At 69.5% G+C, this 13,310-nt stretch carries 10 protein-coding genes; 3 read left to right on the forward strand and 7 right to left on the reverse strand.

Translation table 11 applies throughout. The features are described from left to right. Positions 1-92 precede the first annotated feature (92 nt). Together RWQ91_RS07780 and RWQ91_RS07785 are read right to left on the reverse strand one after the other, a co-directional pair. A complete protein-coding gene (locus tag RWQ91_RS07780; RefSeq protein WP_314504460.1) occupies positions 93-1,418 on the reverse strand; it encodes an extracellular solute-binding protein in 1,326 nt (441 codons plus the stop codon). Between the two features lie 123 nt (positions 1,419-1,541). Continuing rightward, entirely contained in the window at positions 1,542-2,807 is a 1,266-nt protein-coding gene (locus tag RWQ91_RS07785) for an MGH1-like glycoside hydrolase domain-containing protein (RefSeq protein ID WP_314504462.1), read from the reverse strand. Positions 2,808-2,949: 142 nt separating this feature from the next. Between RWQ91_RS07785 and RWQ91_RS07790 the strand changes: the two genes are divergently transcribed. The 3 genes from RWQ91_RS07790 to RWQ91_RS07800 all read left to right on the forward strand — a co-directional run bounded on the left by RWQ91_RS07790 (position 2,950) and on the right by RWQ91_RS07800 (position 5,829). Further along, positions 2,950-3,969, forward strand: a complete 1,020-nt coding sequence (locus RWQ91_RS07790; protein ID WP_314504463.1) for a LacI family DNA-binding transcriptional regulator — start codon at positions 2,950-2,952, stop codon at positions 3,967-3,969. Next, the gene (locus RWQ91_RS07795; RefSeq protein WP_314504465.1) at positions 3,966-4,988 is read left to right on the forward strand and encodes a LacI family DNA-binding transcriptional regulator; all 1,023 of its coding nucleotides are present in this window, start codon (positions 3,966-3,968) and stop codon (positions 4,986-4,988) included. Before RWQ91_RS07790 ends, RWQ91_RS07795 begins: the two co-directional genes overlap by 4 nt. A gap of 112 nt (positions 4,989-5,100) precedes the next feature. Further along, complete coding sequence (locus RWQ91_RS07800; RefSeq protein WP_399546217.1) at positions 5,101-5,829, forward strand: formylglycine-generating enzyme family protein; 729 nt, start codon at positions 5,101-5,103, stop codon at positions 5,827-5,829. A gap of 29 nt (positions 5,830-5,858) precedes the next feature. On the opposite strand, the gene RWQ91_RS07805 is transcribed toward RWQ91_RS07800, so the two are convergent. From RWQ91_RS07805 to RWQ91_RS07825, 5 genes are all read right to left on the reverse strand, one after another. Continuing rightward, entirely contained in the window at positions 5,859-7,880 is a 2,022-nt protein-coding gene (locus RWQ91_RS07805; protein WP_314504469.1) for a glycosyl hydrolase, read from the reverse strand. Then, positions 7,880-8,614 (reverse strand): HlyD family secretion protein, encoded by a 735-nt coding sequence (locus RWQ91_RS07810; RefSeq protein WP_314504472.1) that lies wholly within the window; start codon positions 8,612-8,614, stop codon positions 7,880-7,882. The genes RWQ91_RS07805 and RWQ91_RS07810 overlap by 1 nt, the downstream gene beginning before the upstream one ends. Continuing rightward, positions 8,611-10,443 carry a glycosyltransferase family 2 protein gene (locus RWQ91_RS07815; RefSeq protein ID WP_314504475.1) on the reverse strand — a complete coding sequence of 611 codons (1,833 nt, stop codon included), beginning with the start codon at positions 10,441-10,443 and terminating at the stop codon, positions 8,611-8,613. Before RWQ91_RS07815 ends, RWQ91_RS07810 begins: the two co-directional genes overlap by 4 nt. Before the next feature lie 359 nt (positions 10,444-10,802). Next, positions 10,803-12,533, reverse strand: coding sequence for a hypothetical protein (locus tag RWQ91_RS07820; protein WP_314504478.1), 1,731 nt, complete (start codon positions 12,531-12,533; stop codon positions 10,803-10,805). A 16-nt stretch (positions 12,534-12,549) separates the two neighbouring features. After that, positions 12,550-13,308 carry an SDR family NAD(P)-dependent oxidoreductase gene (locus RWQ91_RS07825; RefSeq protein ID WP_314504480.1) on the reverse strand — a complete coding sequence of 253 codons (759 nt, stop codon included), beginning with the start codon at positions 13,306-13,308 and terminating at the stop codon, positions 12,550-12,552. Between the last annotated feature and the right edge of the window lie 2 nt (positions 13,309-13,310).

The raw sequence follows: 13,310 nt of genomic DNA on the forward strand, positions 1-13,310 counted from the left end.
GCGCCCTTTCGAGAGCTTGAGCGGGAACTCCGGACGGAGAGGGATGTGGCCCCGGTGCAGGCGGTGTGCCCGCCTGCACCGGGGCGCAGGGATCAACCCTGGTCGAGAGCGTCCTGCACAGCTGTCATGAAGTCCTCGGGCGTCATCTGCCCGGTCACCAGCAGCGCTGCATTCGTCGAGGACACCGAGCTCGCCTTGGCGTTGAAGAGCGCCTCGAACCAGAGCACGCTGTCGCTGGACGTGTCGATCGTCTCCTTGATGGTCTGCGAGATCGCCGGCAGCTCGATGCTCGTGTCATCGGCCACGAAGCCGGTGATCTGGCCCTGCTTGAGCGCCTCGTTGCCGTAGTTCTCGGTGATGCACTTCAGCCAGGCGCCGACGTTGTTGTCCGCCGCGTACGTCTTGGCGTTGAAGGTGGCCGGAAGGCCGACGTTCGAGGGGTACTCGTCGATCGAGCCGGCGCCGCCGTCGACCGCCGGGAAGGGCATGAATCCGACGTTGTCGGCTCCGATCTGGTTCGCATCGCTGTTGATGTTGCCCAGCAGCCAGCTGCCCATGTAGATCATCGCGGCCTTGCCGGTGAGGAACTCGTTGGTGGCGGCGTCGTAGTCCAGCGACGCGACATTGTCGCCGAAGTAGCCCTGTGCTCCCAGATCCGCGATCTGCTGCGCCGCCGCGACGTACTCCGGGTCGGTCAGCTTTGCATCGCCGTCGGCGACCGCCTGCATCGCGTCGGGGCCGAGGGAGCGGAAGATGTAGCCGCTGACGAGCCGGGTCAGGGGCCAGCCCTGCTCACCCGAGGCGGCGAAGGCGGTCAGTCCTGCGGCCTTGGCCTCACCGGCGACGGTCAGGAGATCGTCCCAGGTCTCGGGCACGGCCCAGCCGTTCTCCTCGAAGATCGCCTTGTTGTAGAAGATGCCCTCGATGTTGTACTGGTACGGCAGGAAGTTGAACGCGCCGCCGTAGAGCTTCTCGATCGTGGAGACGGCTCCGTCCGACACCTTGTCGCGAACGCCCAGGTCGGTCAGTGCCTCGTCGAAGTCGACCAGGTAGCCGGCTTCCCAGAGCTTCGCGCCCTCGGCCGGGTTTCCACCGGCGGAGAACGTCGGCGGAAGTCCGTCCTGCGTGGCCAGCAGCTGCACCTGTGCATCGAGGTCGGCCTGGGGGATGGAGTTGATCTCGAGCGGGGCCGCCTCCTGCTCCGCGGAGCAGACGTCGTCGGCGAGGGCCTGCAGGATGGGCTCGGTGGTGGTGTTCTCCGCGTTCTTGAGGAACTCGAAGGTCGTCGGGTTGTCACCGGATCCGCCGCCACTGTCGCCGCCGCCGGAGCAGCCGGCGAGGACGAGCACGCCGGCACCGGCCAGGGCGAGGGCGCTGACGAGCGGCTTGCGAAGACGCCGCGCTGTTGCTGTGGACACATTTCCTCCTTGAAAGTGACGTCATCATTGAGACGTTTCAATTGGGAATGCTAGATCAGCGGTCGGGCGGCTGTCAAGCACATTGAAACGTCACAATTCGGTAACGCCCTGCAACGACATCCGTCAGTACTCGGTGACCATCGGCCGGCCGTCGAGGTGGGCGATCATGTTCAGCACGAGGAAGTTCCAGTTCTGAAAACCCTTGGTCACGATCGGCTCGCCGCTGTCGGGATGGTAGTACTCGTGCAGGCAGCCGTTCGCGTCCATGTCCTGCCCGAACAAGCGCACCGTCTTCTCGGCGAGCTCCCGCGCATCATCGGTGAAGCCGTACTTGAGCAGTCCGCGGAAGACCAGATAGTTGCTGATCCCCCAGATCGGTCCGAGCCAGTTCGACGGATTGTTCGAGGCCCGCAGGTCGTACATCTTCTCGAGGCGGGAGAGGGTCCGAACGCCGTACGTGGCGCTGAAGGTGCGCGGATCGCGGTAGCGCTCCCGCATCCGCTCGGCTTGTTCGTGCGAGGCGAAGCCCGCCCACAGCGGCAGGAAGCTCGACCAGCTGTCGATGCGCAGCAGAAGCGTCGACCACCTGCGCGGGGCGCCGCTGTGCAGCCAGTCGTCTTCGTCGATGGGCCGAAGGTTCAGATCGACACTGTAGAACGTGCCGTCCCGTTCGTCCCAGCAGTGGGTGTTCACCGCATCCGCGAGATTCTGCGCACGCCCGCGCCAGCGATTGGCCTCGACCTGGCGACCCGCCTCCTCGAGCAGATAGCCGTAGGCGAGCAGCTCGCGGTACAGCAGGCAGTTGAGGTAGATCGAGGCCGTGCTCTTCTCCGGCCGGTAGTACACCGACGGGTCGTTGTCCACGCCCACGGCGAAGTCGGTCTGCCAGTAGGCGAGCCCCGTCTCCTCGTGCACGTGGCTTTCGAGGTAGCGCTGCAGGAAGCGCCCCAGCGTGTCGATGCGCGGGCCGAGCCAGCTCGCGTCTCCCCGGCGCTGTGCGAGCATCGCGGCGTGCTGCGCGAGCACCGGCTTGTGCATGTTCTCGGAGAATTCGCCCGTCCGGCCGGCATCCCGGTGGGTCAGGGCGCCCTCCGGCTTGAGCTGGATCGGCATGACGCCGTCGGCGTCGGTGTGCTCGAGGAAGTTGAGGATGCAGCCCTCTTCGTACGAGAAGAAGTGCCCCTTGCGATCGGTGTCCGCCTCGACCTGGCCCAGGACCGCGCTGATGAACCAGGAATCCCAGTCCCACAGTGCCGAGGAGTAGTACGGCGAGTCGGGCGTGCTCGGCACGGTGTACGGGTGCGCCAGGATTCCGGCCGGCTCGCGCATCATCTGCTCGCAGCTGTGGTGGATGTCCTCTTCGAGCAGGCGCTTCCAGCGCTCCAGCATCATTGCTCCTCGGGTGATCGGGTCGGCTCAGACAGTCTGACATTGAAACGTTCCGATACGCCAGCGAGCGGCATCCGGACGTGTTGTACAGTTCTGTTCAATGCGCGTTCCGGGCGCACGCGACGGCGCGAGGGGATGAGGCATGGCCAGAGTCGGGATTCGCGAGGTCGCCGCGCACGCCGGCGTCGCCGTCGGCACGGTCTCGCACTACCTGAACCACCCCGATAAGGTCTCGGCCGAGAAGGCCGATCGCATCCGTGCGGCGATCGAGACGCTCGGGTTCGTCCCCAGCAATGCCGGGCGCCAGCTGCGCATGGGCATCAGCACCGTGATCGGCTACATCGCGCCCGACGTGAGCAACCCCTACTTCGCCGAGATCGCCGAGAGCGTGGAGCGGCGGGCGTCGGACTTCGGGGTCAGCGTGTTCCTCGCGAACTCCCACCGCAGCAAGGAGCGCGAGGACGCGTATCTGCGTGTCTTCGAGCAGCATCAGGTGCGCGGGCTGATCGTCTCGTCGCACCTTCCGATCGAGGACCGTCTGGCGGCTGTGCGCAGCCGGGGCACGCCGTCGGTGCTCGTCGGACAGGCTGCGCGTTCCCACGACCAGGCGTCGGTGTCGCTGGATGACGTCGACGGGGGTCGTCAGGCGATGGAGCACCTGCTGACCGTGGGATGCCGCCGCATCGCGTTCGTCGGCGGTCCGCTCGGCATCCCCCAGGTCGCCGACCGGCTCGCCGGCGCCAGCGAAGCGGTGAGCGCGCACGGAGAAGGGGTGACCCTCGAAGTCATCAATCAGCCCGACCGCACGATCCGCGGCGGCCGCGAGGTGGCCTCGGCCCTGCTCGGCAGAGCCGTCGACCAGCGGCCCGACGGCGTCTTCGCCGTGAATGACCTGCTGGCTCTCGGGATGCTGCAGACGCTGGTGTCCGACGGCGTCCGGGTACCCGAGGACCTCGCCCTGGTCGGCTACGACGACACCGAGTTCGCGGAGGCGTCCATCATCCCGCTCAGCACCGTCCGGGGCCGGCACGAGGGATTCGGGGTGGCGGTGGTCGATCTGCTGTTCGACGTGATGGAGGACAGCTCGGTCGCCTCCCGGCACCGGGTCTTCAAGCCGGAGCTCGTCGCGCGGGCCAGCACGCTGGGTTTCCAGCCCCGATGAGCGCCAACATCCGGGACGTCGCCGAGCGGGCAGGGGTGTCGGTCGGGACGGTCTCGAACGTGCTCAACCACCGCGAGAAGGTGTCGCCGGATGCCGTCCGCCGCGTCCGCGAGGCGATCGAGGAGCTGGGCTACGTACGCAACGACGCCGCTCGTCAGCTGCGTGTCGGCCGCAGCTCCACGGTCGGCCTCGTCGTGCTGGATGTGCGCAACCCGTTCTTCACCGATCTCGCCCGCGGGGCCGAGAGCGAAGCCGCCCGCCACGGACTCGCGGTGATCCTGGGCAACAGCGACGAGGACGTCGACCGCGAGGCCGGGTACCTCGACCTGTTCGAGGAGCAGCGGGTGCGCGGCATCCTGATCTCGCCCTACCGGGAGGTCGGGTCGCAGCTGCGGCGCCTGCGCGAGCGCGGGACGCCGACGGTGCTCGTCGACCGCCGCAGCGAGGACGACCTGTTCAGCTCGGTGAGCGTCGATGACGAGAAGGGGGGCTGGCTCGCGGCCGATCACCTGATCCGCGCGGGGCGGCGCCGCATCCTGTTCACCGGCGGACCGTTCGACATCCGGCAGATCGTCGACCGCGAGAGCGGAGCGCGGCGGGCCGTGGCCGGCGCTTCCGGTGTGTCGTTCGAAAGCGTGCCGACGGCCGCGGCGAGCGTCGCCGACGGACGCGCGACGGGTCAGGCGATCGCTGCCCGTCCGCGCGCCGACCGCCCCGACGCGGTCTTCGCAGCGAACGACCTGGTCGCGATCGGCGTGCTGCAGGGGCTGGCGGGAGCCGGAGTGCGGGTGCCGGAGGAGGTGGCGATCATCGGGTTCGACGACATCGACTTCGCCGCGGCAGCCGTCGTGCCGCTGTCGTCGGTGCGTCAGCCCAGTCAGCTGATGGGCGAGACGGCCCTGCGCATCCTGCTCGCCGAGATCGAGGACCCGGATTCGGCCGCCCAGCACGTGGTGTTCGAACCCGAGCTCGTGGTGCGCGCCTCCACCGCTGCGGTCTCCGGCGCTCCCGCGGGGTAGCCGCGGCCGGTTGGCGCAAACGGGCGCTTCGGCAGCGGCATCCGACGAAGCCCGCCAACCGAGCGGAGCACTGTCCTGGCCGTGGCATACTTCCCCGGTGTCCGAGATCGAGATGAGCCGCATCGGCGCGGGAATGGTGCAACTGCACGATGCGCGCCGGAAGCGGCGGTGGAGCGTCGAGCTGGAGCCGTTCGAGATCGGCGTGTACCCGCTCACGCAGGAGCAGGTGGCCGAGCTCATCGGCGAGCCGGCGCCTCATCCGCGCCGGCCGGCGACCGAGATCAGCTGGCTGCGCGCGATCCGGCTGTGCAACGCGGCGTCGGAGTGGGAGGGTCTGGACCCGGCGTACACATTCGACGGCGAGGACGTGACCTGGCAGGTGGATGCCGACGGCTTCCGGCTGCCGACGGAAGCGGAATGGGAATTCGCCTGCCGCGCGGGCTCGACGGCGCCGCAGTACGGCCCGCTCGCGGAGATCGCGTGGACCAGTGCGGACGGTCTCACCTCGCCGCAGGACGTCGGCGGCAGGCTTCCCAATCTCAACGGGCTGTTCGACACCCTCGGAAACGTCTGGGAGTGGTGCTGGGACCTGCTTGATCCCGCCCGGTACGACGCGTACCGCGTCTTCCGCGGGGGCGGCTGGGCGGATGACGCCTGGAGCGTCCGGGCGTCGACGCGTCGCGGCGGGCCGCCGCGCACCCAGCATGAGGACGTCGGGCTTCGCCTGGCGCGCGGAGGCTTCGACGGGACGGATGCCGCGCAGGGCTGGTCAGCGGCCGCCGACCGTGAGCGCGCCGGCCTGGACGCACCGCTGCCGCCCGGCTGGACGCCGAAGCGCTGACGCAGCCGTCACGCCCGGGACGACCGGGCCTACCTCTCGGCCTCGCTCGCGAGGAATGCGATGAGGTAGCTGCGAGAGTTCGCGTCATCGATCGGCAGTCCCGGCTGCTGTGCCTGCGCGAGCGCATCGGCGGCGGCATCCGGACCCCGCAGCGCGGCGTACATGAGCATGTAGTCACCGAACTGCACGTCGTAGCCCTGCGCGGCGCCCTCGTCGAGGTTCTCGGTGATCCGCTCGCGATCGCCGGCGAGGTAGGCCGACGCGGGCGACATCGGGATCAATTGGATGCCGAGCTTGGCGGCCGGCTCCGCACTGAACCAGGTCGAGTAGTCGCGTTTGCTGCCCCAGTTCAAGGCGACGATCGAGTGGTCGTAGTCCTGGTACACGCCCTGGTCCCGATCGAACCCCAGCCAGTACGCCTGAGCGGTGGCCGCTTCGTTCGCGAGCATCCAGCGCGCTTCGTCCGCGAGCGGATCGTTGCCGGTCACGTCGGCCCAGAGGGCCAGCCCGTTCCAGGCGGCGACGGCTTCGGAGCTGGACTCCTGGTTGTTGCCGTCGCGGAACGGGACGTAGCCCGAGGCCCACGAATGTCCGGCGTACGCGTCGAAGGCGCGCTGATCGGGGAAGAACGAGCTGCCGCCGTCGGTCGCCAGGTCGGCGGCGACCAGGTCCATCACGGGCTGCAGCCGCGTCTGCAGGGACGGGTCGTCCTGCACCGCGATCGCCGCCGCGTACAGCAGATAGCCGTAGTGGAAGTGGTGGTCGTTGAACTCGTCAGACCCGAACGACGCGACCTTGCCGACGATTCCCCTGACCTCGGGGTCGTACACGAAGCAGCGCGTCGACTCCGATTCGCAGCGGTCCGCGGTCGTCCAGTCGGTGAGCGCGTCGACCAGGCGCGTTCGCGCGGTGTCGGCGGAGTCCTCGTCGCCGAGATCCGTGGCCAGCTGCAGCAGGTTCGCCAGCCGATACAGCGCCTTGCCGCCGAAGTAGGTGTCCTCGGGCAGCTCCTCGGGCATCGTGACGTCCTCCGCCAGCTGCGCGCGGATCTGCTCGAGGGTGGCGTCCTCGACGCCGCCCAGGTCGAGGGCGCCGGCAGGCTCGACGGCCGCCGCTGTCCAGCGGAGCTCCTGCCCGGCGCACAGGTGCATCGTGCCGTAGACGGACTCGTAGGTGCCGAGGTCGCAGGCGTCGTCATCCGGAGCCTGGAGCGCGTCGTACTGGTGCGGGAGGGCGGCGATCAGCGTGTCGCCCGATCCGTCGGTCGCGTACGAGAGCGAGGTCGTCGCCGTGTCGGCGGAGACGGCCGAGGCGGCCGTGACGCCGGTGACCGCGACGACCGACGAAGCAAGCTCGTCGACCGTGCCGCCGTCCGGTACCGCGAACCAGGTGACGGTGTCGCCGTCCTGCACGCTCAGCGCACTGCCGTCCACCGCCGCGTCGCCGACCATGCCGTACTCGCGACCGGCGATGGTCGTGCGGAAGACGCCGTTCGTGGATGCCGGAGCCGGGGCTGTGGCGAGGGTCAGGGTCGTCTGCGCCTGAGCGGTGAACGTCACGAGCGGCGAACCCTCGGCCACGATGACGGTGCCGAACGCGGTGCCGGCGGCATCCGTCAGCTCGATCGTGACCGAGGCGTCGTCATACGCCACCACGGTCGAAGTGACCGAGGAGGGGAAGGCGACGGACACATCGGCGCTCGCGCCGGCGGCGATCGTATCGGGGCCGGTCTGCACCGGTGGCACTCCGAACTCGAACCCGGCACCGGTGATCCCGAATGCCAGCGGCAGGGGGAAGACCGGCTGCGGCTCGTCGCCGAAGACGAGGCCCGAGAACCACCGGTTGGCCGGCGGAATCAGCCCCTCCGCGAGCCGCATGCGCGGCGGGGGAGCGACCGACTCGTGCGGCAGCTGCGCGACGGTGTCGGCGACGGCATCATCGGCGAACACCGAGCCTCCGCTCGGTGCTGCCGCCGGCTGCGCGGTGCATGCGCTCGCCGAGAGCAGGAGGGCGCCGAGCAGAGCGGCGGTGACGACCGGGCGGGCTCGCATCAGACTCCGATCTGCTCGAGGAACTGCTGGAAGGCGCTCTTGACACCGGCCAGCGGGCCCTCCTCGGTGAGGTGCAGGATCGCGGTGACCGGGGTGCCCGAGGCGATGAGGCCCCCGGCGCCGCCCATCACGAGATCGCTGCTGGCGATCGTGAGGTCGGCGTCCGCCTGGCCATCCACGGTGCTCACACGGATGTCGGTGACTTCGCCGTTCACGCGCGAGTGGTCGGGCAGGATCAGCTCGACCCGAGCACCCTTCTTGACGCGGGCGAAGTTGTACGGCTCGAGCCGGAACTCGGCGCTGACGAACATGCCCTCGCCTCGGTCGATCGTCGCCAGCGGCTGTCCGGCGGCGACGAAGCCGCCCACGCCGGCGTCGACCTTCGAGATGACTCCGCTCTCGGTGGCTAGCAGCGACAGCATCCCGTCATCCGTCACGGTGTAGGCCGTGCTCGCCGGGACGCTGATCGTCTCGCTGCTGAGCGCCTGGGTGAGCGCCGGACTCTGGATCGTCATCAGCGGCTGGCCCTTTTCCACCTCGTCGCCCTGCGAGACGGTCTGCTCGACGACCGTGCCGGGGTAGTCGGAGCCGATCGAATACGACAGCGCCTGGATGGAGGCGGAGGAGGACGCGCCCTGACTCTCCCGCTGGTTGAGGACGATGGTGGCCGCGGCGACGGCGACGAGCACGACCAGCAGGCCGGCGAGGAGTTTGAGGCGATTGATCCAGGTCATGCGGTGCGCCCTTCGGAGAGGTCGTGGAGAGTCGTGAGTTCGGATGCCGGTGCCGGACGGCTGCGGTCGGTGCGCAGGTCGGTAGAGCGGCGTGAGCGACGCGTGGCGAACGCGAGCTGGGGTTCGAGCGTGGGCGCTGCGGGCCGGACGGCCGCGGTGGTGCGCTCGACGGGTGTCGGCGTGGACAGGCGGACGCGCTGGCGTCGGTCCGCTGCCTTCGCGCGGTGCGACTCGCGGAAGGCGGCGGCGATGAACACGCCGATCACGATCGTGTTCGTGACATTCCACGCGGTGGCGAGGGTGAGGTTCTGATGCCCGAGGTCCTTGCCGATCGCGACGACGGAGGTCAGCAGCAGGAAGGTGAAGACCATGACCTGGGGGATCATGAAGTTGAAGGGCGAGGAGCGCTTGCCGCTTCCGCCCGTCACGTGCCACTTCTGCTCTCGCCCCGAGAAGACGTTGAGCAGGGCGGCGATGTAGATGGGGAACGACACGGTCGCCAGGACCAGCGTCTCGATGCGGAACGAGCCCATCGTGTGGAACGCCAGCAGCATCTGGAGACCGTAGAAGCCCGCGTAGAACAGGAACCACGTGAGCGGGGTAACGGTGAGGTCCACGGGATGCAGGTCGAAGAAGATCTCCATGGGCGGCACCATCAGCAGCAGGAACGGGGTGATCCCGGCGAAGTAGTGCGTGGCGGTGACGGTGTACTGCAGACGCTGATCGAGCGAGAGTCGCGTGCGCGGGCTGAGCGGGTTGCGCTGCATGAGGATCTCGAATCCGCCTGATGCCCACCGCATCTGCTGCTTCGTGTAGTCCTCGACCGTCTCGGGAGCATCACCGACGGCGAGGGTCACCGGGATGTACACCGAGCGCCATCCGCGTTCGTGCAGCTCGAGCGAGGTCCACACGTCCTCAGACTTCGAGTCGGTGTTCATTCCGCCGATGTCCTCGATCGCGGACCTGCGGAAGATGACGTTGGTGCCGACGCAGAACGCCGCGTTGAACCGGTTGCGGCCGGGCTGGATGAATCGGTAGAAGACCGACTGCATGAACCCGGCGCCGCGCGAGACGAGGTTGTCCATGTTGCCGTAGGCCTGCGGGGTCTGGACGAAGGCCACATCGTCGTCGATGAAGAACGGCACGGTCTCGTAGAGGAAGTCCGGCTTGGGGACGAAGTCCGCGTCGAAGATCGCGAAGTACTCGCCCTTGGCGAGGGTGAGCGCGTGGTTGATGTTGCCGGCCTTCGCGCCGTTGCCGGACAGCCGGCGCACGTAGTTGGCCCCGAGCTCGGCGGCGAGATCGCGCACCTCGTCCGATCGGCCGTCGTCGAGGATCCAGGTGGTGTGCTCGCCGCGCAAGGCGATGGCCGCCGCCGTCGTCTCACGGATCTTGGCGATGTCCTCGCCGTAGACGGTGATGAAGACGTCGACGGAGATCTGCTTCTCGCCGATGAACATCGGCCAGCGCTCGGCGGAGTCCGCCACGCCGCGCCGGTCGGCCAGGCCGCCGTCGTAGAGGCGCTCCTGCGCGTGATGGAAGGTGAAACCGCGGGGATCCTGGCCGCCGGCGAGGATCGTCCACATCGATACGAGCGCCTGCGAGACGAGCACGACCTCGGCGACGATCACCAGCGAATAGGGCAGCCAGTCGCCCCGGTTCTCGGGATTGAACAGGAACAGCGTGTAGGCCAGAACGCCGACCGTCGCCACGAGGACGAACAGGCTGAGGGTGGGGGACTGGGCGGCCTTGTTCTCGGTCGCCCGCGCCAGGGGTTCGGCGTCGGTGCGGCGGGGTCCGCGGTACAGGCGGTCGGTGAGGGTGGTCATTCGTCTGCCCTCCGGCGGGTGGGGGTGTCGTTCTGATGTGCAGCGGCCACAGGGGCTCCGGGTTCTGACGTGGTCACGCCGCAGGGGGTCGTGACGGACGTACGGGTCGGGGACGGCGCGACAGCGCGGAGGCACGGGGCGTGCCGGCTCTCGCTCGGAGGTGGGTGCGTCTCGGCACCGGCGGTGTGGGTCGTTCTTCGGGGAACGAGGCCCGAGCGGTCCGGCCGGACGAAGGTGGCCGAGATCACGCGCTCTTGTTCCAGCGTGAACGCTCAGGGGCCCGATCACAAACTCGCGAGCGGCCCTTGCATGATTTCGGAGCGCGTGTTATCGCGCGCGGGACGTGGCGGATGCCCGGGTCAGCGGGGCAGCGCGACGCGGCCGAACGACAGCGGGTCGACCCGGACGACCGGCGCGTGCTCTCCGACGGAGACGGTCAGCTCGCGCGGCACACCGTCCAGATTCGCGACGAGCAGGACATCCCTATCGGCCGTTCGTGCACCCACCGCCCAGATGAGCCCGTCGGGGCTGTCCCCCCACAGCAGCGCCGCGCCAGGCTCGGCCAGCGCGGTGAGCGCCTCGACGGCGGCGGCGACGGGGAACGGCGCGCCCGAGGCCGAGCGGATGCCGCGGTCTCCCCACTCCTCGAAGTACGCGATGCTCGCCACGCCCGGCACCGCCAGGGCGGCAGCGCTCGCGACGGTCCACGCCGCCAGCTCGGGCGCCCGCTGCCGAGTGTCGACGGCGCCCGTGAACTCCGCGCCGTAGCCCTCCGACAGATCCGAGCGGCTCGGCAGCGTCGGGGGCGTGGTCGCGACGTCGTTGAAGCGGGGCCGCAGCGTCACCGGTCCGATGTGCACGGGAAGCCCCGCGGCGAGCCCGACGGCCTGACGCGCGATCGTGCGCTGCACCGCGACGGACTCGATGAGCTGCCGCGTGTCGAGCGAGTGGAACAGCGGTGTCGAGCTGAAGGCGATGCCGTCCGCGTCGTGCGGGATCGTGTGCCACTCGCGGTTGAGCTCGGTGAAGTGGGCGCGGGAGCCCGCGATGACCGGAACGTGCAGATCGGCGGCGGCCACGACGTCGCGGACGGCGGCGAGCAGGGCGGCATCCGTGACATGCAGGTCGGCATCGAAGACCCCGACCCGCACGATGTCCGTGAGGCCGGCCGCTGCGGCAAGCGACGCGGCGAGCTCGCGAGGCAGAGTCGTCGGCGTGCCGATGAGCCTCACGTCCAGCGGTGACTTCCCGCTCGCCGCGCGCTCGAGCGCCGCGCGCCAGTTCGGTGTCCGCAGGTCCAGCTCGACCAGGAGCGTTCGCGGTCCCTCGGCCGGTGCCGGCGGGGCCGGATCGGGTCCGGTCGCCGCGCCGAGTCCGATCAGGACGACCGCGCCGCCGTCCTGCAGGCTGATCCGGTCGGTGTCGGTCGGGGAGGCGGAAGCCGTGACGGCGCGCACGTCGATCTGGACGCTCTGGCGCACACGCTCTCCCGCCGCGATCGCATACGGGAAGGGGATCGCGAGCGGCCGGCTGTAGGTCTTGTAGGACGCATCCGACCAGTTGCGCTGATCCTCCATCTCGAAGACGTCGCCGGCGAAGCCGACGGAGACCTCCAGACCCGAGTGCAGCCAGCTCAGCGCGGCGATGTCCCGCACGGGCTGATGCGGGCTGATGGCCGCCGGGAACGACGACTCTTCGAGCGTTCCGTCGGTGTGCGCGACCCTCAGCGCGGCGCTCGCGAGCTGCGGAGGGTGCAGCACCACCAGTCCCGTGCGGTTCGAGGCGAAGTCGTGCTCGGATTCGAGGTCGGCGATCACGACGAGCCGGGTGTGGCGCGCCTCGACCCGGACGACGCCGCGGAAGCTCGAGCCCAGCGCGCCGGAGTGCACGTGCAGGGTCAGCGTCGCACCGGAGTCGCGGACGCGGTCCACCACGAGCGGCGCCGTGTCCCAATTGCGATCCCGCACGACGGCCCGCACGGATCTGAGCACCGGAGCCCCGTCGAACGCGATGTCGGCGAACTCGTCCCCGCGCACCGCGAGCGACCACGGACCGCTGCGCCACTCCTGCTGCTCGGTGGACCAGGTCATGATCGAAGCATGCCAGTCACAGGGTCGTCATGCCTCCGTCGACCGCGAACAGTGCTCCCGTGGCGAAGTCGGCGTCGTCGCTGGCGAGGAACACCATGATGCCCTCGACGTCGGCGGGCGCGCCCGCACGGCCGAGCGGGATGCGTCCGATGATCGCCGCGCGGGACTCCGGGTCGGACGAGATCGCGGTCACGAGCGACGTCTCGGTATACCCGGGGACGACGGTGTTGACGCGGATGCCGCGATCGGCATATGCCGCCGCGACGGTGCGCGCGAGACCGTGGATGCCGGCCTTCGACGCGCTGTAGGCGGTGAAGTCGCGGCCCTCGCCGTTGAGCCCGGTGGGGCTGCCGGTGAGGATGATCGACCCGCGCGTCCCGGTCGCGAGCATCGTCCGCAGCGCGTGCTTGACGGTGAGGAAGGTTCCGGTGAGATTGATGTCGACGGTGCGCCGCCAGACATCGAGGTCGAGGTCGGCCGCCGGGGCGTCAGAACCGAACAGCTGAACCCCGGCGTTCGCGACGACGACGTCGGGCGCCCAGCCCTCCGCGGCGAGCAGGCCGAAGGCGGCCTCGACCGACGGCTCGTCCGAGATGTCCATGATGGCCGCGCGAGCGGACGCGCCGATCTCGGAGACGGCGCGGTCCGCCGCCGCCGCATCGCGGTCGGCGACCACCACGCGTGCCCCCTCCCGCGCGAAGCGCGCGGCGACGGCGTATCCGATGCCCGTGCCCGCGCCCGTGACCAGCGCGGTCTTGCCCTCGAGTCTGCTCATGA

The sequence above is a fragment of the uncultured Microbacterium sp. genome (assembly GCF_963524805.1).
Taxonomy (GTDB): Bacteria; Actinomycetota; Actinomycetes; order Actinomycetales; family Microbacteriaceae; genus Microbacterium.

Excerpts from the sequence above, each read along its gene's own strand:
- RWQ91_RS07785 (WP_314504462.1), bottom strand. The coding sequence starts at position 2,807 with ATGCTGGAGCGCTGGAAGCGCCTGCTCGAAGAGGACATCCACCACAGC.
- RWQ91_RS07790 (WP_314504463.1), top strand. The coding sequence starts at position 2,950 with ATGGCCAGAGTCGGGATTCGCGAGGTCGCCGCGCACGCCGGCGTCGCC.
- RWQ91_RS07795 (WP_314504465.1), top strand. The coding sequence starts at position 3,966 with ATGAGCGCCAACATCCGGGACGTCGCCGAGCGGGCAGGGGTGTCGGTC.
- RWQ91_RS07800 (WP_399546217.1), top strand. The coding sequence starts at position 5,101 with ATGAGCCGCATCGGCGCGGGAATGGTGCAACTGCACGATGCGCGCCGG.
- RWQ91_RS07805 (WP_314504469.1), bottom strand. The coding sequence starts at position 7,880 with ATGCGAGCCCGCCCGGTCGTCACCGCCGCTCTGCTCGGCGCCCTCCTG.
- RWQ91_RS07810 (WP_314504472.1), bottom strand. The coding sequence starts at position 8,614 with ATGACCTGGATCAATCGCCTCAAACTCCTCGCCGGCCTGCTGGTCGTG.
- RWQ91_RS07815 (WP_314504475.1), bottom strand. The coding sequence starts at position 10,443 with ATGACCACCCTCACCGACCGCCTGTACCGCGGACCCCGCCGCACCGAC.
- RWQ91_RS07820 (WP_314504478.1), bottom strand. The coding sequence starts at position 12,533 with ATGACCTGGTCCACCGAGCAGCAGGAGTGGCGCAGCGGTCCGTGGTCG.
- RWQ91_RS07825 (WP_314504480.1), bottom strand. The coding sequence starts at position 13,308 with ATGAGCAGACTCGAGGGCAAGACCGCGCTGGTCACGGGCGCGGGCACG.